General features: G+C 69.5%; 17 protein-coding genes. 12 read left to right on the top strand and 5 right to left on the bottom strand.

The features are described from left to right. The first annotated feature begins 38 nt into the window (after nt 1-38). From OG272_RS11260 to OG272_RS11215, 10 genes are all read left to right on the top strand, one after another. Complete coding sequence (locus tag OG272_RS11260; protein WP_405896008.1) at nt 39-1610, top strand: family 43 glycosylhydrolase; 1572 nt, start codon at nt 39-41, stop codon at nt 1608-1610. 38 nt (nt 1611-1648) lie between these two features. Next, entirely contained in the window at nt 1649-3673 is a 2025-nt protein-coding gene (locus OG272_RS11255) for a pectinesterase family protein (protein ID WP_327730314.1), read from the top strand. Between the two features lie 71 nt (nt 3674-3744). After that, nucleotides 3745-5088 (top strand): sugar ABC transporter substrate-binding protein, encoded by a 1344-nt coding sequence (locus OG272_RS11250; protein ID WP_326583685.1) that lies wholly within the window; start codon nt 3745-3747, stop codon nt 5086-5088. Nucleotides 5089-5281: 193 nt separating this feature from the next. After that, nucleotides 5282-6088, top strand: a complete 807-nt coding sequence (locus tag OG272_RS11245) for a rhamnogalacturonan acetylesterase (RefSeq protein WP_327730315.1) — start codon at nt 5282-5284, stop codon at nt 6086-6088. 141 nt (nt 6089-6229) lie between these two features. Beyond that, nucleotides 6230-7537: a polysaccharide lyase family 1 protein gene (locus tag OG272_RS11240; protein ID WP_327730316.1), complete on the top strand. Its 1308-nt coding sequence runs from the start codon at nt 6230-6232 to the stop codon at nt 7535-7537. Further along, entirely contained in the window at nt 7537-8652 is a 1116-nt protein-coding gene (locus OG272_RS11235) for a pectinesterase family protein (protein WP_405893198.1), read from the top strand. The genes OG272_RS11240 and OG272_RS11235 overlap by 1 nt, the downstream gene beginning before the upstream one ends. Before the next feature lies 1 nt (nt 8653). Further along, nucleotides 8654-9691: a pectinesterase family protein gene (locus tag OG272_RS11230; protein ID WP_327730318.1), complete on the top strand. Its 1038-nt coding sequence runs from the start codon at nt 8654-8656 to the stop codon at nt 9689-9691. Next, the gene (locus OG272_RS11225; protein ID WP_405893196.1) at nt 9678-10928 is read left to right on the top strand and encodes a dienelactone hydrolase family protein; all 1251 of its coding nucleotides are present in this window, start codon (nt 9678-9680) and stop codon (nt 10926-10928) included. The genes OG272_RS11230 and OG272_RS11225 overlap by 14 nt, the downstream gene beginning before the upstream one ends. 53 nt (nt 10929-10981) lie before the next feature. Beyond that, a complete protein-coding gene (locus tag OG272_RS11220; RefSeq protein ID WP_326583691.1) occupies nt 10982-12100 on the top strand; it encodes a right-handed parallel beta-helix repeat-containing protein in 1119 nt (372 codons plus the stop codon). Nucleotides 12101-12221: 121 nt separating this feature from the next. Further along, entirely contained in the window at nt 12222-13841 is a 1620-nt protein-coding gene (locus tag OG272_RS11215) for a hypothetical protein (RefSeq protein WP_326583692.1), read from the top strand. Here OG272_RS11215 and OG272_RS11210 read toward each other — a convergent pair. Continuing rightward, nucleotides 13819-16047, bottom strand: coding sequence for a family 43 glycosylhydrolase (locus OG272_RS11210; protein WP_405893194.1), 2229 nt, complete (start codon nt 16045-16047; stop codon nt 13819-13821). The two genes, OG272_RS11215 and OG272_RS11210, sit on opposite strands and share 23 nt — an antisense overlap. Before the next feature lie 248 nt (nt 16048-16295). On the opposite strand from OG272_RS11210, the gene OG272_RS11205 reads away from it, so the two are divergent. Continuing rightward, nucleotides 16296-17450, top strand: a complete 1155-nt coding sequence (locus tag OG272_RS11205; protein WP_327730321.1) for a right-handed parallel beta-helix repeat-containing protein — start codon at nt 16296-16298, stop codon at nt 17448-17450. 162 nt (nt 17451-17612) lie between these two features. On the opposite strand, the gene OG272_RS11200 is transcribed toward OG272_RS11205, so the two are convergent. The 4 genes from OG272_RS11200 to OG272_RS11185 form a co-directional block, all read right to left on the bottom strand. Beyond that, a complete protein-coding gene (locus OG272_RS11200; RefSeq protein WP_327730322.1) occupies nt 17613-19295 on the bottom strand; it encodes a rhamnogalacturonan lyase B N-terminal domain-containing protein in 1683 nt (560 codons plus the stop codon). A gap of 30 nt (nt 19296-19325) precedes the next feature. Then, nucleotides 19326-20156: a pectate lyase gene (locus tag OG272_RS11195; protein WP_327730323.1), complete on the bottom strand. Its 831-nt coding sequence runs from the start codon at nt 20154-20156 to the stop codon at nt 19326-19328. Between the two features lie 84 nt (nt 20157-20240). Beyond that, complete coding sequence (locus OG272_RS11190; RefSeq protein ID WP_326583697.1) at nt 20241-21113, bottom strand: hypothetical protein; 873 nt, start codon at nt 21111-21113, stop codon at nt 20241-20243. Continuing rightward, a complete protein-coding gene (locus OG272_RS11185; RefSeq protein ID WP_326583698.1) occupies nt 21110-21712 on the bottom strand; it encodes a SigE family RNA polymerase sigma factor in 603 nt (200 codons plus the stop codon). The genes OG272_RS11190 and OG272_RS11185 overlap by 4 nt, the downstream gene beginning before the upstream one ends. A gap of 269 nt (nt 21713-21981) precedes the next feature. Here OG272_RS11185 and OG272_RS11180 point away from each other — a divergent pair, with 269 nt between their 5' ends. After that, entirely contained in the window at nt 21982-23433 is a 1452-nt protein-coding gene (locus OG272_RS11180) for an NCS2 family permease (protein ID WP_327730324.1), read from the top strand. The last annotated feature ends 64 nt before the right edge of the window (nt 23434-23497 follow it).

Below are 23497 nucleotides of genomic sequence, written 5' to 3'. Positions count from 1 at the left end.
GGACACCCGGCGCGTCCGCCACCACCGCCGCTCCCTCCGTGGGTGGGGCCGCCCTCACCACGGCGGCCGGCGCCACCTCGGCGCCCGCCTTCTCCGCCGACCGGGGCGACGGCACCTACCGCAACCCGATCCTCGACGCCGACTGGTCCGACCCCGATGTCCTGCGCGTGGCCGACGACTTCTACATGACGGCCTCCAGCTTCGGCCGGGCCCCGGGACTTCCCCTGCTCCACTCCCGGGACCTGGTCAACTGGACGCTCGTCGGCCACGCGCTCGCACTCCTCGAACCGGCAGCCGAGTTCAAGGTCCCGCGCCACGACTGCGGGGTGTGGGCGCCCTCGCTGCGGCACTTCGACGACCGGTTCTGGATCTTCTGGGGCGACCCCGACCACGGCATCTTCCAGGTCAACGCCCCCGGAATCAGGGGCCCTTGGACCCGGCCGCACCTGGTCAAGGAGGGCAAGGGGCTGATCGACCCCTGCCCGCTGTGGGACGAGGAGACCGGCGAGGCGTACCTCGTGCACGCCTGGGCCAGGTCCCGCTCCGGCATCAAGAACCGGCTCACCGGCCACCGGATGCGGCCCGACGGCACCGGGCTGCTCGACGAGGGCAAGGTCATCGTCGACGCGGACCGGCTCCCCGGCTGGTTCACGCTGGAGGGCCCCAAGCTCTACCGCCACGACGGCTGGTACTGGATCTTCGCCCCCGCCGGGGGAGTGGAGACCGGCTGGCAGGGCGTCTTCCGCTCCCGCGGGTTCTTCGGCCCGTACGAGGAACGGATCGCCCTGGAACAGAAGGACACCGAGGTCAACGGGCCCCACCAGGGCGGCTGGGTGCGCACGGCGGCCGGCGAGGACTGGTTCGCGCACTTCCAGCAGCGGGGCGCGTACGGCCGGGTCGTCCATCTCCAGCCGATGCGCTGGGGCACGGACGGCTGGCCCGTGCTCGGTGACGAGGGCGCCCCCGTCGCCGTACACCGCAAGCCGGAGCTGCCGCCGCAGCCGCCGGCCGCGCCCGCCACCGACGACGACTTCCCCGGCGGCCGCTTCGGACGCCAGTGGCAGTGGACCGCGAACCCGCAGGACGGCTGGGCCACCCAGCACTCCGGCGACGGGCTGCGGCTGACGTGCGTGCGCTCCGTGCACGCGCACGACCTGCGGAAACTGGCGAATGTGCTCACACAGCGGCTGCCGGGGATCCCGGCCGTCATCGAGGTGGGGCTGAGGCTCGACAGCGAGGAGCCGGGGGCGCGGGCGGGACTCGCGGTGCTCGGGGACGCGTTCCGCTGGATCGGACTCCAGCGGGGTGCCGACGGAACCGTGCACCTCGTCCATCGGTTCGCCGAGACCGTTGCCGAGCGGGAGCGGGACGCCGACCATCCGCGTCCCGCGCCCGGGGGGCGGGCCCGGCTGCGGATCGAGACCTCGGCCGGGGCGCGCTGCCGCTTCTCCTACGACGTGGGGGAGGGGTGGGAGTCCTCGGGACAGGTCTTCGCCGCCACCCCCTGGCGCTGGGTCGGTGCCCTGCTCGGCCTCTTCGCGGTCGCGCCCACCGGCGGGGGCCACGCCGGGGCCGCCACGTTCACGCAGTTCCGGATCACCTGCTCGTAGCTCGACTCACGTCACCCGTACGCCTGTTGGGAGCCGCAATGACGCACCTCCGTAGCAAGCGCCTGCCGCACCGAGGGAGAGCCTTAGCCGCCGTCACCGCCCTGATCGCCTCGTTCGTCGTGGGCGCGTTCACCCCGGCGGAGGCCGCGGCCGGGTCTGCCCCCGAGTCCGCCGAGATCGCCGCCCAGTCCGGCCGGACTGTTGCGGCACCCCGGTGGTCCGACCGGCCGCACGGCTTCGCCTCCCTCGACGGCGGGACCACCGGTGGCGCGGGCGGCAAGGTGGTCACGGTCACCGACCAGGCCTCGCTCGCCAGGTACGCGTCCGCCGAGGAGCCGTACGTCATCCGCGTCGCCGGGGCGATCGACGTGGCGCCCTTCGGCTCGGACATCGTCGTGACCTCGAACAAGACGCTCATCGGCGTCGGCGACACCGGCGAGATCGTCCACGGGGAGCTGCACCTCAACCCCGGCACCAGCAACGTCGTCATCCGCAACCTGACGATCCGGGACTCCTACGTCGAGGGCGACTGGGACGGCAAGACGACCGACTTCGACGCGATCCAGATGGACACCGTCGACCACGTCTGGATCGACCACAACCGCTTCGAGCACATGGGCGACGGACTCCTCGACATCCGCAAGGACAGCCGGTACGTCACCGTCTCCCACAACCAGTTCAAGAACCACAACAAGGCCCTCGGCATCGGCTGGACGACCAACGTCCAGACCGAGATCACCATCGACCACAACTGGTTCACCGGCACCAAACAGCGCAACCCCTCCGCCGACAACTGCGCCTACGCCCACCTCTACAACAACTACCTCTCGGCGCAGGTCGCCGACGGCGACCCCGTGTGGACGTACGGGAACTGGTCGCGCGGCAGGACGAAGATGGTCATCGAGAACAGCTACTACGACGGTGTCCAGCACCCCTACCAGGCCGACGCCACGGCCGAGTTGGTGCAGCGCGGGTCGATCCTGAAGAACGTCGACGGACGGCGGGACGCCTGGGGCACGGCCTTCGACCCCAAGGACTTCTACGCCTACCGGCTCGACCCGGCCGCCGCCGTGCCCGCGCTGGTCACGCGCTTCTCGGGCCCCCAGAAGGCCATCGGTACGAACACCGCGCTGAACGTCCCCGGCGACTACGCGACCGTGCAGGCCGCCGTCGACGCCGTGCCCGCCGGCAACGACGGCACCGTCACGATCCGCATCGCGCCCGGCACCTACCGCGAGAAGGTCCTCGTCCCCGCGAACAAGCCGAACCTGGTGCTGCAGGGGACTGGACAAGATCGCTCGGACACCGTCATCGTCTACGACACGCCCGCCGAGTACGGCGGCTCCACCGGCAGCGCCACCGTGCGGATCGTCGCCAGTGACGTGACCGCCCGCAACCTCACCTTCAGCAACGACTTCGACGAGGCCGCGCACGAGCTGAAGGGCGAGCAGGCGCTGGCGGTGAAGACCACCGGCGACCGGATCGTCTTCGAGAACACGGCCTTCCTGGGCAACCAGGACACCCTGATGACCGACAGCCCCAAGCTCGACGTCATCAGCCGGGTCTACATCCGCGACTCGTACATCGAGGGCGATGTCGACTTCGTCTACGGCCGCGCCACCACGGTGATCGAGCGCTCCCTGATCAAGGCGCTCAGCCGGGGCTCGGACAGCAACAACGGCTACATCACGGCCGCCTCGACCTGGAAGGACAACCCCTACGGGTTCCTGATCACCAGGTCGAAGGTCGTCAGCGACGCGCCCGCCGGGACGTACCACCTCGGCAGGCCCTGGCACCCGGGCGGCGAGCCGAACGCCGTCGCCCAGGTGCTCTTCCGGGAGACCGAACTGCCCGCCGCGATCAAGTCGTCGCCGTGGACGGACATGAGCGGCTTCTCGTGGAAGGACGCGCGGTTCGCGGAGTACCGGACGTACGGGCCGGGATCCGGTGTCACCGCCGACCGGCCGCAGCTCGACGGCGCGGACGCCTCGACCCACACGGTCGCCAAGTACCTCGCGGGGACGGACGGTTGGGCACCGCATCGCGGTCGCGCCGGCCACTGAGTCCGCTCCGGGGACAGCACAGACCCCCCACAACTTCATAACCCTCGTATCCAGAAGAAGAGAGCCGTTCAATGAAGATCAGCAATCGCAGAAGCAGGCGCGCCGCCGTGGCCATCGCCCTGGGATCCGTACTCGCGCTGACCGCCACCGCCTGTGGTGACGACGGCAGTGGCGCGGGCGGCGACAAGGGCTCCGAGGGCAGCGGCAAGGGCGAGATCGTCTTCTGGGACAACAACGGCGGTGTCCGCACCGACATCTGGAAGGAGGTCATCGCCGACTTCGAGAAGGCCAACCCGGACATCGACGTCGAGTACGTCGGGATCGCCTCCACGGAGTACCAGTCCAAGGTGGACACGGCCATCCAGGGCGGCGGCCTGCCGGACGTCGGCGGTGTCGGCGCGGCCATGGCCGCCGGCTTCGCCGCGCAGGGCGCGCTGGAGCCGCTCGACGACCGGCTCTCCAAGTCCTCCCTGAGCGGCAAGCTCAACGAGTCGATGGTCGAGTCGCTGAAGTCCGCCGGCGGCGGCGACGCCCTCTACTCGATCCCGACCTCCGCCAACAACGGCGTCCTCTACTACCGCACCGACCTGTTCAAGGCGGCGGGCCTGGCCGAGCCGACCGACTGGGACACGTTCTACGAGGCCGCCGAGAAGCTCACCGACAAGGACAAGAACAAGTTCGGCTACACCATCCGCGGTGGCGCCGGCTCCATCGCGCAGGCGCTGGACGCGATGTACGGGCAGTCCGGGATCACCGAGTTCTGGGACGCGAGCGGTGAGAAGACCACCGTGAACGACCCGAAGAACGTCGAGGCCCTGGAGAAGTACGTCGGCCTCTACAAGAAGGTCACGCCCGCGGCCGACCTCAACAACGACTTCACCAAGATGGTCGCGCAGTTCGACTCCGGCACGATCGGGATGCTGAACCACAACCTGGGCTCGTACCAGGACCATGTGAAGGCGTTCGGCGACAAGTTCCGGGGCATCCCGCAGCCGACCGGCCCCGGCGGCAAGCGGGTCCAGGTGTCCAACCCGGTCGACGGGCTCGGCATGTTCAAGAGCTCGAAGAACAAGGAAGCCGCCTGGAAGTTCATCGAGTTCGCGACCTCGCACGAGGAGAACTCCAAGTTCAACAAGTCGGCCGGGCAGGTGCCGTCGAACAACGACGCCGCGAAGGACACGTGGATCTCCGAGGCGGAGCCGACGAAGCTGGCCGCCGCCGCGCTGACCGACGGGTCGACGACGATCGTGCAGCTGCCGTACTACCTGCCGGACTGGAACACGATCTCCAAGGCCGACAACGAGCCGGCCTTCCAGAAGGTGATGGACGGGCAGACGAGCGCGAAGGAGTTCCTGGACTCGCTGGCCGACCAGTTGAACAAGGCGCAGGCGGAGTGGCAGAAGCAGAAGGGCTAGAGAAGGGCTGAGAGCTCGGTCCGGTTCGTCCGTGGCCGGCTGCGGGTTCGTGGCCGGTCGCGCCCACGCGGCGGAGCCGCACTTCGCAACAGCCCGCGCCCCCGAGGAAACGGGGGCGCGGGTGGCACCCCCCACTCGGAAGGCACCGCACAACCTCCTTATCCCGCACGCCTGTTGAGAAAGGCACCCGCACGTGTCACTCACCCGTAGACAGGTCACCACCGCGGCGCTCGCCGCTGTTCCGCTCGCCGTCGCCGCCACGGGGCCCGCGTCCGCCGCGGCCTCGCCCGGCGGGGCCCGTCGGGAGCGCACGATCTATATCGCCGGTGATTCCACCGCCGCGCAGAAGTACGCCGACGCCGCTCCCGAGACGGGGTGGGGCATGGCGCTCCCGTTCTTCCTCCGGTCGGGGCTGAAGGTCTCCAACCACGCCGTGAACGGCCGTAGTTCGAAGAGCTTCATCGACGAGGGACGGCTCGACGTCATCCTCGACGCCCTTCGGCCCGGGGACCTCCTCGTCATCCAGTTCGGGCACAACGACTCCAAGGTCGCCGATCCCACCCGGTACACCGAGCCGTGGACGACCTACCAGGACTATCTGCGCCAGTACATCGACGGTGCGCGGGCCCGAGGGGCCCGGCCCCTTCTCGCGACCTCCGTCGAGCGCAGAAAGTTCGACTCGGGCGGCAACGCCGTGCCGACCCACGGCGACTATCCGGCAGCGGCGATCGCTCTCGCCGCGGAGGAGGGTGTCGCGCTCCTCGACATCCAGGCGCTGTCGATCGCGTTGTGGCAGAAGCTCGGGGTCGAGGAGACCAAGAAGTACTTCAACTGGACCGGGACCGAGCAGGACAACACGCACTTCAACCCGCCGGGGGCGATCGCCGTGGCGCGGTTGGTCGCCTCCGAGTTGCTGCGGCGGCGGGTGCTCGCTCCGCGGGATGTGCGGCGTCTGGGCGACGAGATCCCCGACTCCTGGATCACGTGGCCCGAGGCGTAGCTCTCCGCTCGCAGGCCGGTTTCTGACCACGGCCCCGTCGCGGCTGGTCGCTTCCATGCGGCGCGGCCGCGGATCGACATGGCCCCGCGCCCCTGACGGGGCGCCACCTCCCCCGTTTTGCTTCGAAAGGAACTCGCACTCATGCGTCCTCGTATCTGGCATGCCCATGCCATCACCGCCGTCGTCGGCTGCACCGCACTCGTGCTCGGCGTCACCGGGACCGGTGTCGCCCAGTCCCAGGGGCGTGACCTCGGTCGCCAGGTCCTCGGTACAGGTGACGGCTGGGGGTCGGCGGAGGGTGGTACGGCCGGTGGCTCGACGGCCGGTGCCGAGCACGTGTACACCGTGACCACCTGGGCGCAGTTCAAGGCCGCGCTGAAGGACGGCGGTGACGCGCCGAAGATCATCAAGGTCAAGGGCATGATCGACGCCGTTTCCGAGGGATGCGAGGCCTTCGTCGCCGGCGGCTACGACCTCCAGCAGTACCTCAAGGACTACGACCCGGCCGTCTACGGCAACGACAAGGTCGCCATGGGCCCCCAGGAGGACGCGCGGGTCGCCTCCGCCGCCAACCAGGACTCGGAGATCAAGGCCAACATCCCCAGCAACACCACCATCGTCGGCGTCGGCAAGAACTCCGGCATCCTCGGCGGCAGCCTCCAGATCAAGGGCGTCTCGAACGTCATCATGCGCAACCTCACCATCGAGGCCCCGCTCGACTGCTTCCCGAAGTGGGACCCGACCGACGACAACAACACCGGCAACTGGAACTCCGAGTACGACGCCGTGGTCGTCTACGGCACCGACCACGTGTGGCTCGACCACAACACGTTCACCGACGGGCGCTACCCCGACAGCGAGCGGCCGGTCTACTTCGGCAAGGTCTTCCAGCAGCACGACGGGCTGACGGACATCGTGCGCGGCTCCAACTACGTGACCGTGTCCTGGAACCGCTTCCAGGACCACGACAAGAACATGCTGATCGGGAACGGCGACGGCCTCGCCACCACCGACTCCGGCAAGCTCAAGGTCACCATGCACCACAACCGCTTCGACGGGATCCTCCAGCGTTCCCCGCGCGTGCGGTTCGGACAGGTGGACGTCTACAACAACCACTACGTGATCACCGACGAGCAGAAGGACGACTACTACATCTTCGGTGTCGGCATCTCCTCGCAGCTCCACGCCAGCGACAACGCGATCTCCCTGCCGGCGGGTGCCAGTGTCGGCAAGGCCCTGAAGAAGTGGAACGAGTCGCCGCTCACCGCCCAGAACAACTACGTCAACGGCAGACTGACGGACCTCATCGCCGTCCACAACGCCGAGATCCCCGCCGAGACCCTCCAGTCCGGCGCCGGGTGGACGCCCACCCTGCGGACGAAGGTCGACTCGCCGCGTGCCGTGCCGGGCATCGTCGCGGGCGGCGCGGGCGCCGGGAAGGTCTGCTGATGACCGGTTCCGGCCGGACGTTCGGCAGGCGGTCGTTCGTCGTCGCCGGTGTCGGCGCCGCGCTCGCGCTCGGCGTCGCGCCCCACGCCCAGGCCGCCCGCGGGCGCCGGGTCTTCGGGCGGTACGGGTCGCCGTCCGCCCGGCTCAGCGAGCAGACCCTGTACGTGGACGCCGGCGGCGCCGGTGACTTCACCACCGTCCAGGCCGCGGTGACCGCGAGCGGCACCGGATACACGCTGGTCCTCGCGCCGGGCGTGTACCGGGAGACGGTCGCCGTCGGTGTCGCCCGTACGGAGATGACCTGGATCGGGGCCTCCGGGGACGCCCGGGACGTCGTCGTCGTGTACGACAACGCGGCCGGCACCCCGAAGCCCGGCGGCGGCACCTACGGCACCACCGGGTCCGCCACGACCCTGGTGCAGGCCGACGGGTTCACCGCGCGGGACCTGACCTTCGCCAACGACTGGCTGCGCGCCGACCACCCCGGCGTCAGCGGCACCCAGGCCGTCGCCATCAAGGTGCAGGGCGACCGGTCGGCGTTCCTGCGGTGCCGGTTCCTCGGGCATCAGGACACCCTGTACGCCGACTCGATGGCACTTGGCACCTTCGCCCGGCAGTACTTCCGCGACTGCTACGCCGAGGGTGACGTGGACTTCGTCTTCGGACGGGCCACGGCCGTGTTCGACCGCTGCCACTTCCACACGCTGACCAGGACCGATCTGGCGTCCGCCCCGTACGGGTTCGTGTTCGCCCCCTCCACGGCCGGCGCCAACCCGCGCGGCTACCTGGTCACCGGCGGCCGCATCACGAGCGAGGCCCCGGAAGCCCACTACAAGCTGGCCCGCCCCTGGGTGCCCAGCTCGGACACCACCGCCCGGCCCATGCTCACCGTGCGCGAGAGCCGCCTCGGTGCCGGGATCGACGCGGTCGCGCCCTACACCAACATGGCGGCCGGCTTCCCCTGGCAGGACCAGCGGTTCGCCGAGTACCGGAACACCGGACCGGGGGCCGTCGTCTCCGTCCCCGCGAACCGGCCCCAACTGACGGCCGCGGAGGCCGAGTCGGCCACCCGTGAGGCGTACCTCGGCGACTGGACCCCGTGGGAGAGGTGCTGAGATGCGCCGGCGCACACTGCTCACCGGGATCGCCGGCGGCCTGGCGGCCGTCGGCACGACCCCCGCCCTCGCCCGGGGCACCCAGGGCCGCCGGGTCCTGCACGTCCGGCCCGGCGGGTCGGTCCAGGCCGCAGTCGACGCCGTCACCGGCCCCGGGTGGACGATCGTCGTCCACCCGGGGACCTACCGGGAGGTCGTCAACATCCCCGCGCACAAGGGGGAGTTGACCGTGCGCGGTGCGTCCCGCGACCCCCGCGCCGCCGTCGTCGTCTTCGACCGCGCCAACGGCACGCCCAGGCCCGAGGGCGGTACCTACGGCACCGCGGGCTCCGCCACCTTCACCTCGGCGGCGCCCGGCCTGACCGTACGCGACCTGACCCTCGCCAACGACTGGCTGCGTGCCGACCACCCGGACTACACGGGGACGCAGGCGGTCGCCGCGTACGTCACCGGGGACCGCTCGCACTTCGAGAACGTCCGCTTCCTCGCCCACCAGGACACCCTCTTCGCGGACACCACCGCGCTCGACGCCTTCGACCGGCAGTACTACCGCCACTGCTACATCGAGGGTGACGTGGACTTCGTCTTCGGGCGGGCCAGGGCCGTCTTCGACGCCTGCCACTTCCACACCCTCCAGCGGGACGTGTCCTTCACCCCCAAGGGCATGGTCTTCGCCCCCGCCACCGCCCGTGCCAACCCCTACGGCTTCCTCGCCCTGCGCGGCCGGATCACCTCCGGCGCCGAGGACGCCGCCTACAAGATCGCCCGCCCCTGGGTGCCGTCGTACGAGACGACCGCCTGGCCCTCGCTGGTCGTGCGGGACACCTGGATCGGCCCCGGTATCGACGCCGTCGAGCCCTACACCAACATGCGCGAGGCCTACCCCTGGCAGAGCATGCGCTTTCGCGAGTACGGCAACTCCGGTCCGGGCGCGGTGATCACGGTGCCGCAGAACCGGCCCCAGCTGACGGTCGCCGAAGCCGGGGCCCACACGCGGCGGACGTATCTGGGGGAGTGGAGGCCGTATGGCCGCCGGTGAACCGACAGTCGGTCGCGAGCCGGTGGGCGCCCCCGGCTCGCCGGGGGCCCATGGACCCGTGGGGCGCCGCGCGTTCGTCGTGGGCGCCGGGGCGGCGGCGCTCCTCGCGGGGGCGGGAACGGCGGCGGCCGGGGCGGAGCCCTTGCCCGTCGCCGCGGCCGCCACCGAGGCCGCCGCGCTGGAAGGCACCCTCCCCGACTTCCACCCCCTCCTCAAGGACGAGCTCCGCTTCCCGCTCGCCTGGGGCACCTCGCCGATCCGGGACTTCCGCACCTGGCGGCGGGTGGCCCGGGCGAAGGTCGAGGAGCATCTGTTCGTCGCCCGGGACGAGACCCCCTACGCCCCCGAGTTCGGTGAGCGGCGGACCGAAGGCGAGGGCTACACACGGGAGTTGGTCACCTTCTCGCTCACCCGGTACGGCCGGGTGAGGGGCGCCCTGCTCACCCCGCACGGCACCGGACCGTTCCCGGCCGTCCTCCTCCTGCACGACCACGGCGCCAAGTTCGACATCGGGAAGGAGAAGCTGGTCCGGCCCTGGTTCGACGAGAGCCGTCTGGCCTCGGCGCAGGGCTGGGCCGACCGGTACTTCAGCGGACGGTTCGTCGGCGACGAACTGGCCCGGCGCGGATACGTCGTCCTCGCCGTCGACGCGCTCGGCTGGGGCGACCGGGGCCCGGTCACGTACGAGGAACAGCAGGCCCTCGCGAGCAACCTCTACCACCTGGGCTCGTCGCTCGCCGGGCTCATGGCCCGGGAGGACGTGCGCGCGGCGGCCTTCCTGGCCGGGCTCGACCGGGTGGACCGGCGCCGGGTCGCGGCCCTCGGTTTCTCGATGGGCGCGTTCCGGGCCTGGCAGACGGCGGCGCTCAGCGACGACATCGCGGCCGCCGCGAGCGTGTGCTGGATGACCGGCCTCAAGGAGGTCATGGTCCCCGGCAACAACATCCTGCGCGGCCAGTCCTCCTACTACATGCTCCATCCCGGGCTCGCCCGGTACCTCGACTTCCCCGACGTGGCGAGCATCGGCGCCCCCAAGCCGATGCTCTTCCTCCACGGCGGCCAGGACCCCCTCTTCACCAGTGAGGGCGTCCGGGTCGCGCACGAGAAGCTGCGCGCCGTCTGGCGCTCGCGCCACGCCGGGGAGCGGTTGGACCTCCGCATCCGGCCGGACCTCGGCCATGTGTTCACCGCACCCGTGCAGGACGACGCCTTCACATGGCTGGACGCCGTTCTGTAGCACGTCCGTTTTCGTCCGTCCCCTCTGCGTCACGACGAAAGGACCCGCACACCATGCGTCGTACGAGGATCTCCCTCACCGCTCTCGCCACCGTCGCCGCGACCGCCGCCGGCCTCGGCATCCTGGCGACCCCCGCCCAGGCCGCCACGGTGGTCGTCAGCAACTCCACCGACCTGTCGAACGCCATCAAGAACGCCACCGCCGGCACCACCATCCAGGTGCGCGGCGGCACGTACTACCCGACGGCGACCATCCAGTCGACGGCGAACGGCACCTCGTCCAGCCGGATCTACCTCCAGCCGTACGGCTCGGAGACCGTGAAGATCGACGGCTCGAACCTCCCCGACGGCGACTGGATCTTCAAGCTGACCGCCGACTACTGGACCGTCTCCGGCATCACCTTCCAGAACTCCCCGGACAGCGCGGTCGTCTGCCAGTCCTGCGCCTCCACGGTCTGGGACAACATCAAGACCATCAACGGCGGCGACTCCGGCTTCACGCTCACCGGCGACAGCACCACCAACAACACCGTCCGCAACATCGACTCCTACGGCCACTACGACCCGGCCAACCACGGGGAGAACGCCGACGGCATCGCAGTGAAGTACGGCTCCGGCAGCGGCAACCTCATCACCGGAGCCCGCCTCTACAACAACTCGGACGACGGCCTGGACTTCTGGTCCTTCTCCTCGCCCGTCACCGTCGAGCACACCTGGGCGATGGGCAACGGCAAGAACCGCTGGTCGGACTCCGCGTTCGCGGGCGACGGCAACGGCTACAAGCTGGGCGGCGACGGCGAGACCGTGGCCCATGTCATCAACAACTCGGCCGCCTGGGACAACGCGGGCAACGGCTTCACCGAGAACAGCAACAAGGGCGCCATCGTCATCAACCGCACCACCGCCTACGCCAACGCCAAGTGGGGCTACTACTTCGCCACCGGCGCGGCCCGCCTCGGCAAGAACCTGGCGGTCAGTAACGGCGGCGGCTCGGTCAACAAGGGTTCGTCCGTCGTGTCGTCCGGCAACAACTGGGACTCCGGCATCTCGACCCCGTCGTTCCGCTCCACCGACGCCTCCTCGACGTACAACGCCCGTTCGTCGAGCGGCACGCTGCCCGCGACCACCTTCCTGACCACGGGCAGTACGACGATCGGCTCGACGATGAACTGACGACCGGCGCGGTGCTCGTCCGGCACGCCGGGCAAAACGATTCTGTCGACACGGAGCCGGTGCGACCCCACACAGTGTTGCGCGACGAACAGCGCATGCGCATCTGAGTGGAGTGGTCCTCGTGGTCGGTAGTCCTCGCCCGCTGATCCTGATTCGCGGATTCGGCGGTCCCGGTGTGTCGGACGAGCGGCGTGACGCGTATCAGGGATTCAACAACGGCAGCGTCTACGCGGAGCGCTACGGCGAGAACTACATCTACGAGGGATTCGTCCTGCGCGCCCTCAAGTCGCGGCTCCACCCGTACCGGGACGCGACCAACGTCGTCGGCTACTACGAGAAGGAGCAGAAGCCCAGACCGGGCGAGCACGACGGATGGCCCGAGCACCTGCTCACCGGCACCATGGTGGTGGACGTCCCCATGGCGCGCGAGGTGCTGGGCCAGGGAGCCCTCGGGACCCTGTGGATCTACCGCTACTACGACCTCCTTCCCCGGAAGATCGACCGCTTCGGGGAAGGGCTGGTCAGGCTCATCGAGATCATCCGGCACGGCATGCGCCCGGACGAGGAGTTCACCGGTGTGGACATCGTCGCGCACAGCATGGGCGGGCTCGTCACCCGGGCCGCCCTGAGCCGGCTGGGGGACAGCAGCGCGGACCTCGTCCACCGCATCGTCACCCTGGGCACACCGCACCGGGGGATCGCGTTCCAGTATCTGCCCGACGCGCTGGTCAAGTGCCTGCCCGACGCGGTCGCGGACGAGATCGCCGCCTTCGACCCGGACCGCACGGACATCCGGGCCATCCCGTTCCCCGTCAGGCGGATCCTCACGGTGGTCGGCACGGACCACCGTTCCTACAGCAACAAGTTCGCCACCCTGGGCAATCGCATCGCCGGCCTGATCGACGGGGGCACGCTCACCTACAACCGCAGCGACGGCCTGGTCAAGCAGGCCTCCGCCCAGATCCCGGGTGCTCCCCGGACCTTCGTCCACAAATGCCACGGCGGCGACGACTCCCTGGTGACATCGCGCGAGGCCTACGAGATCGCCATGCGCTTCTTCCACGGCACGCACCACGTGCAGCTGCGACTGGACAGGGCCGAGGTGACGCGTGGCCGGGACCTCTTCGGCCGCAGCGAGTTCTATCTCGGGGTGTCCGTCAAACCCCGGTTCGTCGACTTCGACCTGTGCCATCAGAGCAGCGAGGCCGAGAACCACTACGGCCCCTTCCGCAAGGACGACTTCACCGACGACCTGCCCGATCTCGCCGCGGAGTTGAGCAAGCCGCTCTCGGAACCGGGTGACGCCACCACCGGGTGGGCGGGCGAGAACCGGCTGATCTGGGAGGGCTGGGTCGACGCCGCCGCCAAACCCGAGGGGGCGGTGGACCGGAGCGTGGTGCTCCGCCTCGACGTCCAGGTGTACGAGCGGGACAGCCTCGGCATCGGATTCTCCGACAACCTCGTCTTCCGCAAGCAGTACTACGTCCAGGCGGTGCCCGATGGCGCGGGGGAGTGGTCGCTGTACCTCCACACCGGCGAGCGCTTCCTGGCGCCGGGGGTGAGCACCGAGGAAGGGCACGCCGCCGCGGAGGACGAGCAGGTGTCGGAGGTGTGGCCGATGAGGCCCACCGACAAGGGTGGGCCAGGCACCTGGACCTTCCAGGTCGGTGGGACCGGCTTCACGGCGGACCTGCTGCTGACGGTGACCGACGAACGGACTACGGGCGCCGCACCGGCCTGATCGACTCCAGGGTCGGTACCACCGGCCGGATCGTGCCGTCGGCCGCGAACTCCATGCGGTCGACGGTCGTCTCCCGGTGGGTGCCGTCCCCGCCGGGCCTGCCGGGGCCGTTGAGGGCGAACCGGTGGTACACCATGTACCAGTCGTCCGTGCCGGGCACGTTCACCACCGAGTGGTGGCCGGTCCCCTTGATGCCGTACTCGGGACGCTTGGAGAGGATCGTGCCCTGCTTGGTCCAGGGGCCCAGCGGGGACGGTCCGGTCGCGTAGGCCACGTGGTAGTTCTCGCTGCGGGTGTCGTCCTCGGACCACATGAAGTAGTACGTGCCCTTCCGCTTGATCACGAAGGAGCCCTCCCGGTAGTTGTCCGGGGTGATGTCCTTCACCGCGGTCGGGTCGAACGACACCATGTCGTCGTTCAGCGGGACGACGTACCCGCGCCCGTTGCCCCAGTAGAGATACGTCTGGCCGTCGTCGTCGACGAAGACCGACGGGTCGATGGCCTGGCCGCCGAACCGCCCCTTGGCGACCAGGGGTTTGCCGAGGGGGTCCTTGAACGGGCCGGCGGGGGAGTCGGCGACCGCGACGCCGATGTTCCCCTCGGCGCAGAAGTAGAAGTAGTACGTGCCGTCGCGTTCGGCGATCGCCGGGGCCCAGGCGTTCTTGTCGGCCCAGGTCACGTCGGGCCCCAGGTCGAGGATCTGTCCGTGGTCCTTCCAGTGGACGAGGTCCTTCGACGAGAACGCCTTGAACCGCGTGCCGCTCCAGCCCGCGAAGCCGTCCGTCGTCGGGTAGATCCAGTACCGGCCGTTCATGTACTTGACGTCGGGGTCGGCGTAGAGGCCCGGCAGGACCGGGCTGCGGGTCGGCACCGCTTCGACCGTCCAGACGCGCCGCGTACCGTCCGCCCCCGTGACCGTGTACTTCTGCGGCTTGCGGAAGTCGCGGCGCGTGCCCGACCTCGGGCTCACCGAAGCGCCCTCACCGACCTGGAGCCTCGGTGCGAGCCGCGCGAGGTTCGCGCCGGGCTCCATCGGCAGGACGACCTTCGCGGAGTCCTCGGTGACGATCGCGTGCCCCTCCTGGCCCTTCGCCGTCACGTCCACCACCGAGGTGGGACTCACCGGATACGCGGCCAGCAGTCGGTCGTACTCCCGCTGCGTCACCGGGATGACCGTGCCGTGCCGAGGGCTCGCGGGCAGTTGGTAGTTCGTCGACGGGGTCCACTCGCCGGAGTCGAGGTCGGTCGTCTCGAAGGGGAGGTAGCCGCGGCCGCCGTACTCGTCGATGAACAGGTACCACTTCTCCTCGGTGTTCGACTTGAACACCGTCGGCCCCTCGCCGCGGTCCATGGCGCCGTTGCCGATGCAGTCCGCCACGAAGTCGTACGTCGTCGAGGTCAGGCTGGTCGACTTCTCGCCGGTGATGAACTTGGCGCAGGGGCTGGAGGAGGTGGGGTCGCGCTCGTCCTTGGTGTAGCGGTAGTACGTGCCGTCGTGCTTGACGACGGTCGAGTCGATGACCGAGTAGCCCGGGTCGTTCCAGACCTTCGGCTCGCTGAAGGTGCGGAAGTCCTTCGTCGTCGCGTACAGCATCTTGTTGTACGTCGAGCCGGTGTGGTCCGGGTCGTCGTCGGCGTACAGCTTCGACGCCCAGAAGACGACGAACTCACCGAGGCTGTCGTCCCAGTACGCCTCCGGAGCCCAGGTGTTGCCCGCGTTGTCGGGTGAGACCTTCACCAGGCGCTGGTCGGTCCAGTGCACCAGGTCCGTGGACTCCCAGACCATGATCGACTTGCTGCCGTGTCTCTGGACCTGGTCCCAACTGCCGCTGCTGTTGCGGTACATGCGCAGATCGGTCGCGATCATGTAGAACTTGTCGCCCTCGGGAGGGCGGATCACGAAGGGGTCGCGCAGGCCCTTCTCGCCGATGGTCGAGGTGAGAACCGGCTGGCCGGCGTTCAGCTCCCGCCAGTGCAGCGCGTCGTTGCCACGGCTGAGGGCGTAGCGGATCTGCTCGCCGTCGGCGGTGCCCTCGCCGGTGAAGTAGGCGAAGAGATAGCCGGCGTACTCCGTCTTCCGCCCGGATGTCGGCACGGACTGTGGTGCGGGTCCTGGCTCTGGCTGGGCCGCGCCCGGCGGGGCGGCCAGCAGGCCGAGGAAGAGGGCCAGGAGGGGGAGCAGGAGCGTACGGGCGGTGGGGCGCATGACACATCCTGTGGGAGTCTGGTGGATTCTGTTTGCCAAGTCGCCCTCGGAGTCTCATCAGTGCGGTACGGGGCGTCAATCGGTGTGCGTGTGAAGACTCAGGGCGAAACTTTCGAACGATTTCGCGGGGGCGCGGCAACCCTTTTCCGCCGGGCGGCGACCAGTGATCAGAAGCGGGCCGGGGCGGCCCCTCCGGTCCGCTTCGTTCCTCGTCTCCCCGAGACGCGTCCCCTGCGAAAGGAACACCCGTGCGTCAGCCCATCGGACGCCATCGACGAACCCGCACCCTGTCGATCGCCGCAGCCGTGTCCGTCGCCGCGGGGGCGGGCGGCGTCCATCTCGGTCTCTCGCACGACGGTGCCCAGGCCGCGGGCACCACGGTCACCGTCTCCAGCACCGCGTCGCTGGAGTCGGCCGTCGCGAACGCCGTGGCCGGTACGACCATCCAGGTGCGCGGTGGCACCTACCGGCCGAGGAAGACCCTGAAGTCCACGGCGAACGGCACCGCCTCGGCCCGGATCACGCTCGCCGCGTACGGCGGCGAGAAGGTCAGGATCGACGGGTCCGAGCTGGCGGCCGGGTCCTGGCTCGCCGGGATCTACGGCGACTACTGGACGGTCCTCGGCATCACCTTCCAGAACTCCCCGGCCCAGGGATTCGTCGCCACCTCCTCCGTCGGCGGGGTGTTCAAGAACCTCGTCACCGCGGACAACGGCGACTCCGGCTTCACCCTGCGCGGCGACGGCACGGCGGACAACCTCGTCCAGAACCTCGACAGCCACGGCAACTACGACGCCGCGAACCACGGCCAGAACGCCGACGGCATCGCCGTGAAGTTCGGCTCCGGCACCGGCAACCGGATCACCGGCGCGCGCCTCTACGACAACGCGGATGACGGGCTCGACCTCTGGCAGTTCTCCTCGCCCGTCACCATCGAGCGCTCCTGGGCCTTCGGCAACGGCGAGAACCGCTGGAAGGACTCCGCGTTCGAGGGCAACGGCAACGGGTTCAAGCTGGGTGGGGGAGGGGCTTCGGTCGCGCACTCCGTCCACCACAACGCGGCCTGGGACAACACGTCGCACGGGTTCACCGAGAACTCCAACACCGGGGCGATCCTGCTGAACCGCAACACCGCGTACGCCAACCAGGGGAACGGGTTCTCCTTCGCGACCGGCAAGGCCCGGCTGGCGCGGAACCTCGCGGTGAGCAACGGTAGGGGGAAGGCCGAGCTCGGTCCCTCCACGGTGTCCGCCGCGAACAACTGGGACAGCGGGGTGACCGCGCCGGCCTTCAAGTCGACGGACGCGGCCGACGCGTACGCCGCTCGGCGGGCGGACGGGGCTTTGCCGGTCACGACGTTTCTGACCACGGGCTCCACGGCCGTCGGCTCGACGATGAACTGACCGCCACGAACCCGGGCCCTCGCGGCACCCGAGAGAACCGCCCCATCGGTCGTCACCGGCGGCGAAAGAACCGCCCCCGCCGGTCGTCACCGGCGGGGGCGGTCTGTGTCGTGCCGACCCCGAGGGGGGCTCTGGTCGGCACTGCTGCCGGCCGAGGGGGGCTCAGGCCAGCAGGTCCACGCAGTCGAACGAGGTGCCCGGACTGAGGAAGGCCGTGCCGCTCGAACCACTGACGATGTCGAGTTTCAGTACGTTGTACTCACTGGTGTTCGACTTCCACGCACTGGCAGGGACGCTGTAGGTGAACGTGTGGTTGTTCCCCCGGTACGAACCCGTGGTGAGCGAGCGGGTGGAAGGCTGCTTCGGGGCCGCCGGGACCGGAGACACCCAGTCGTTGACTGATACCCGCGGGCGCCCGTTCGAGAACGCGTCCGTGACGCCGATCCGCAGGGTGTGCGCGGCGGCGGCCTGGGCGGCGGTGAGTTTGAAGAAGATCCGGATGCTGTCGTTGACGTCCTGCCAGATGTACGCCGGGAAGGACGCCGCCGGGTCCCCGCTGCCCAGCGTGACGTCGCCCGTCCACTTCGCCGCGCGGCCGTCGGACGGATGCGCGTACGTCATGAGCTCGGCGTTCTTGAACTCGCCGGGAGTACCGTCCCAGTCACCGAGGCGCCAGACGGTCTTCGCGGCGGACGGGTCGCCGGTGATGGTGATGCTGTTCAGCGCGGTCGAACCGCCCGCCGTCACCTTCACCTCCCGGGTGTGCACGGCCAGCTCGCCCTTGTAGACGGTCAGTGTGTACGTACCCGGCAGCATCCCCTTGCAGGAGAAGGCACCGGTACCGGAGGCGGCCCTCGCCCAGTACTGGGCGTCCGCGCCCGCGAAGCCGACCGTGTAGGCGTACTTCGCGTCCATGCCCTTGAGGCCCACACCGGCCACCTTGCCGCGCCCTGCCCTGCCGACCCAGCCGGTGATGCCGAGGCCGTCCACCCAGGACGTGTCCAGCTTGTCGTGGGACAGGGAGGAGGAGGGCGCCCCGCCGTCGGTGAAGGCCAGGACGTACGGGCCCTGGAGGCCGAAACGTTGCGCCTCGGTCTGGGCCTGGTTGTAGTGCAGGATCTCGTAGAGGCCGGCGCCGAGGTCGTTGGAGTGGCGGAGCAGGGAGCGGTAGAAGGGGCCGCCGGAGGCCTTCTCGTGGTTGGAGCGGACGATCCAGAGACCGACCGAACCGGTGGTGAAGCCGATGTGGTCGTAGTCGATGACCCGCTTGCCCGAGTAGTGCTTGGAGTGGGTCGTGCCGTCCGCGCGCCGCCAGACGTCACCGGCCTCGATGACCTTGTCGGAGGCCTCGATCCAGGAGTCCGGGCCCTCGCCCGGGAACATCCCGGGCTTGAGGCGGACGAGGAAGCGGGTCGCCGTGAAGGAGGCGTCCGCCTTGTTCGTCCACAGGTAGACGTGGTTCTGGCCGCTGCGGGCCGCGTACCACTGGGTGATCGCGCCGTGCACGGCCTTGATCAGGATCGTCGACCCGGACTGCTTGACGGTGACCGTCGAGGCGCCGAGGCCGGACTCGACGTGCGAGTGCTTGCCGCCGTAGCCCTCGTACTCCTTGCCCCGGTAGCTCAGCGAGGTGAGGTCGCCGGTGGTCTTGGAGACCTTGAAGACCAGGTTCGCCCCGGTGTCGACGACGAAGTTCCTGCCGTCGTCGGAGTGGCCGAAGCCGGCGGCGGACGCGGTGGACAGGAGGCCGGTGCCGCCCGCGACGGCGGCGCCGGTGGCGGCGACGCCGAGCGCGCCGGCCCCGAGCACGCGCCGGCGTGTGAGGCGTCTCTTGTGGGTGCTCAAGGGGGTACTCCGGGATGGTCGGATATTGGCTTACTTGTACGTGATGGCGGATGACGGGAACTTGCAGGTGGTTCCGTCCGCGCCGACACCGATCTGGGTCGGCTCCTTGCCGCTGTTGTTGCCCTTGAAGCGCACGCAGGTCTTGACCTTCTTCTTCGGGTCGCCGTGGATGCGGATCTTCGACAGCGTGGCGGTGTCGCCGTAGTTGGCGTTCACGCCGACGATCGCCTTCAGGGGTGCCACGACGTCGATGTCGCTCAGCACGATCGTGCGCTTGTACTGCTTCGAGCAGTTGCCGCAGGAACGCACCAGCTTGCCGGAGTTCTGCACACGGAATCCGGTGATGCTGAGCTTCCCGGCGCCGTTGAACTGGAAGACCTTGTCCGAGGCCTTCTTCGCACCGCCCCCGACGACCTTGTAGACGGCCTTGGACGACTTGCCCTTGAAGCTGGCGGCGTCCTCGCCGACGTCCAGCCACCACACGTTCTTGAGGGTGCAGCTGCCCTTGCAGTGCACGCCGTCCGCCCCGGGGACGCCGATGATCACGTTCTTCAGGACCGCGCCGTCCGCCAGCTCGAAGATCGGGTCCTGGCCCTCGTCCTGGCTGCCGTCGCCGAGCGCGCCCTTGCCGAAGAACTTCTTCAGCCTGCCGTCGTACGTGCCCGAGACCTTGATCGTCTTGGCGACGGCCTTGCTGCCCTTGGCCGTCGGCCAGGTGGCGGCGGCGCCGGCGGTGGACAGCAGCGACGTCGTGACGACCGCCCCTCCGGTGAGGGCGAGGGCGGCGATCGAGCCGATCACGGCCCGTCGGCCGGTGACCCGACGGCGGTGCCGGAGGCGCTGTTCTGCAGGTGCGGTCATGTACCCGATTCCTTGCCGGTGGTGACACTTGTGCCTACTGGTCGCCACCGGTGAGGAAAGGGTTGCCGCCCGAGCGGGATTTCTTTACGAATCGCCTTCGTCTGTGGAGTCGTTGTCGTCGCGGCCCTCGAAGTCCCCCGCCACCGCGAGGTCCTCGCCCTTCGCCTTCGCCGTCATCGCGTAGCGGTCGTCGCCCGCGTCACGGCCACCGCGCTCGTGGTTGTACTGCCCGGCGAAGACGAACTCGCCCTTCGGGACCGTACGGCCGTCCTTGAGCACCCAGGTGTAGACCAGGAAGCCGTCGTCCTCCTCGACCGTGAGGTCGAAGTCCTGCTCCGGCAGCGAGCGCCAGGCACCGGCCGAGGTGACCCCGCCGGTCTGGGCGATCCGCAACTGGACGGTCAGCTCGGTGAGTTGCTCGCTCGCCTTCAGGGTGAGATTGCTCTGCGCCCAGAAGTCGTTGCTGTGCGGGTCGACCGAGCCGTCCGACCAGAGCGGACCGTCCTCCTCGTTCCCCGAGGTGGGCAGCTCCGGCGCGGTCGTGACCTTGGCGGACGGGCTCTTCGACGGGGTCGAGCCGGCCTCGCTCTTCGTCCCGCCGCCCCCGGTGCTCGGGCTCGGGTGGTCGGGGTGGGCCGGGGCCCGGCTCGTCGCGGCCGGGGATTCGACCGGGTTCGGGGAGACCGCCACGGTCTGGTCGGCCGGCGGCCGCTCCTCGCCCTTCACCGCGGAGGCGACCGCGTAACCGCCGACCGCGAGCACCCCCGCGACACCGGCGGTGGCGGTGACCACCCGCACCCAGCCCCACAGCGGCGGCCGGGTCGCCTCGCGGACGCGGCGCACCTCGGGGGTGGCCATCCCGCGCTCGATCCGGGCCAGGATGCGGGCGCGGTCGGGCTCGTGCGCCTCGGCCGACTCGCGCAGCCGGGCACGCAGCTCCTCGTGCACGTCCCTCATCGGTCCCTTCCTCCGCTGCCCGGAGCGCTCGCACCGGTCACCCTCGCGCCCGTCACGCCCCCGCTCGTGATGCCGGCATGCATACGCTTCGGAGCGTCCTCGGTGCCGAGCAGCTTCTGCAACTCGGCCATCCCCTTGGACGTCTGGCTCTTCACCGTACCGACCGAGACCCCGAGGGCGAGCGCCGTGTCCTTCTCCGAGAGGTCGAAAGCGTGCCGCAGGACCACACAGGCCCGCTTGCGGAACGGCAGCCTGCGCAGCGCCGACTGGACGTCGACCACGCCGGCCACATCGGGATTCTCGGTCTTCTCCTCGCGCTGCGACCAGAACAGTGTGATCCTGCGGCGCTCACGGACCGCGCTGCGGATCCGGGTCCGGGCCAGATTGGCGACGACGCCGCGGGCGTACGCCACCGGATGGTCCGCCGCGCGGACCCGGTCCCAGCGGTGCCACATCGCGAGCAGCGCGTCCGCGGCCAGGTCGTCGGCGGCGTCCGCCTCACCCGTCAACAGGTGTGCCAGACGCGACAGTTCGGCATAGTGCCGTTCGAAGAAGGCGTGGAACTCCACGGAGGCTGCGTCGTCGACGACAGTGCCCACGGGGACCTCTCTTCTCGCTGCGGCCACAGCAGCCGAGCCGGCTGCCTGTGCGTGTCATGTGAATGACATGTGATCATCCGGGGTCGACCCCCGACGAGATCCGGAAGAGTAGCAGTGATCGTGAAAGGGGTTCGTACGCGGCTTCGAACGCCGTCTTGCAGGGAGAACTCCGATTCCGTAACACGGAGAAAACCTGAATCGGGTTCAACAGGGGAACAATCCAGCCAGCATCCGCGCGTAGTCCACGCCCGTCACTAGGAGCACCGTTCATGTCCGACGCACAGAAGGTGGCCGACCGGCCCGCAGCCGAGCCACCCGGGGCGAACAGCGTCGATCGCTTCTTCAAGATCAGCGCCCGGGGATCCACCTTCGCCCGTGAGATACGCGGCGGCCTCGCCACGTTCTTCACGATGGCGTACATCCTTGTCCTGAATCCCATCATCCTCGGCAACGCCAAGGACAAGTACGGCCACACCCTCGACGGCGCCGAACTCGTCACCGCCACCGCCCTCGTGGCCGCCGTGATGACGATCATCATGGGCGTCGGCGGCAACCTGCCGCTCGCGCTCGCCGCCGGCCTCGGACTCAACGCGGTCGTCGCCTTCCAGATAGCCCCGCTGATGAGCTGGTCCGACGCGATGGGCCTGGTCGTCCTCGAAGGCCTGCTGATCTGCGTGCTGGTGGTCACGGGCCTGCGCGAGGCCGTCATGCACGCCATTCCGCAGGCGCTCAAGCAGGCGATCAGCGTCGGCATCGGCCTGTTCATCGCCTTCATCGGCTTCGTCGACGCCGGGTTCGTCAGCCGGATCCCGGACATCGCCGGCACCACGGTTCCGGTGCAGCTCGGCGCCACCGGCGCGCTGTCCGGCTGGCCCATCCTGGTCTTCTGCCTCGGTGTCCTGCTGACCATCGCGCTGCTCGCCCGCAAGGTGAAGGGCGCGATCCTCATCAGCATCCTGACGATGACGGTCGTTGCGATCGTGACCAACTCGGTGGCCGACATCAAGAGCTGGGGCCTGACCACCCCGAAGGTCCCCGACGACATCGTGGCCGCTCCCGAGTTCGGACTGATCGGCGACTTCAGCCTGTTCGGCTCGTTCGGCGAGACCACCGTCATCACGGTCGTCCTGCTGATCTTCACCCTGCTGCTCTCGGACTTCTTCGACACCATGGGCACGGTCGTCGGCATCACCGCCGAGGCGGGCCTGCTGGACGAGGAGGGCAAGGTCCCGAACCTCGGCCGGGTCCTCCTCATCGACGGCGCCGCGGCCGTCGCGGGCGGCGCCTCGTCCTCGTCCTCCGCGACCTCCTACATCGAGTCCGCGGCCGGCGTCGGCGAGGGTTCCCGCACCGGCTTCTCCAACCTGGTCACCGGCGGCCTCTTCGCGGTGGCGCTCTTCCTCACCCCGCTGCTGACCATCGTCCCCATGCAGGCCGCCGCCCCCGCGCTCGTCGCCGTCGGCTTCCTGATGATGACCCAGGTCAAGTCCATCGACTGGGACAAGTACGAGATCGCCATCCCGGCGTTCCTCACCATCGCCGTCATGCCGTTCACCTACTCCATCACCAACGGCATCGGCGCCGGCTTCCTCGCCTTCGTCCTCATCAAGACGGTCCTCGGCAAGGCGAAGGAGGTCCACTGGCTGCTGTGGGGCACCTCGGCCCTGTTCCTGGTGTACTTCGCGATCAACCCGATCCAGCAGCTGTTCGGCGTGAAGTGACGCCGTCCGTGCGCTGACGGCGAAGGGCCGCCCTCCGGGGGGAGAGAGGGCGGCCCTTCTTATT

The sequence above is a fragment of the Streptomyces sp. NBC_00104 genome (genome assembly GCF_045160825.1).
Taxonomy (GTDB): Bacteria; Actinomycetota; Actinomycetes; order Streptomycetales; family Streptomycetaceae; genus Streptomyces.
Note: the sequence above shows the minus strand (reverse complement) of the source record. Positions and strands in the feature narration are given on the sequence as shown.

Bases quoted from the DNA above. Each gene is read 5' to 3' on its own strand.
- OG272_RS11255 (WP_327730314.1), top strand. From the start codon at position 1,649: ATGACGCACCTCCGTAGCAAGCGCCTGCCGCACCGAGGGAGAGCCTTA.
- OG272_RS11250 (WP_326583685.1), top strand. From the start codon at position 3,745: ATGAAGATCAGCAATCGCAGAAGCAGGCGCGCCGCCGTGGCCATCGCC.
- OG272_RS11240 (WP_327730316.1), top strand. From the start codon at position 6,230: ATGCGTCCTCGTATCTGGCATGCCCATGCCATCACCGCCGTCGTCGGC.
- OG272_RS11235 (WP_405893198.1), top strand. From the start codon at position 7,537: ATGACCGGTTCCGGCCGGACGTTCGGCAGGCGGTCGTTCGTCGTCGCC.
- OG272_RS11230 (WP_327730318.1), top strand. From the start codon at position 8,654: ATGCGCCGGCGCACACTGCTCACCGGGATCGCCGGCGGCCTGGCGGCC.
- OG272_RS11225 (WP_405893196.1), top strand. From the start codon at position 9,678: ATGGCCGCCGGTGAACCGACAGTCGGTCGCGAGCCGGTGGGCGCCCCC.
- OG272_RS11220 (WP_326583691.1), top strand. From the start codon at position 10,982: ATGCGTCGTACGAGGATCTCCCTCACCGCTCTCGCCACCGTCGCCGCG.
- OG272_RS11210 (WP_405893194.1), bottom strand. From the start codon at position 16,047: ATGCGCCCCACCGCCCGTACGCTCCTGCTCCCCCTCCTGGCCCTCTTC.
- OG272_RS11195 (WP_327730323.1), bottom strand. From the start codon at position 20,156: ATGACCGCACCTGCAGAACAGCGCCTCCGGCACCGCCGTCGGGTCACC.
- OG272_RS11190 (WP_326583697.1), bottom strand. From the start codon at position 21,113: ATGAGGGACGTGCACGAGGAGCTGCGTGCCCGGCTGCGCGAGTCGGCC.
- OG272_RS11180 (WP_327730324.1), top strand. From the start codon at position 21,982: ATGTCCGACGCACAGAAGGTGGCCGACCGGCCCGCAGCCGAGCCACCC.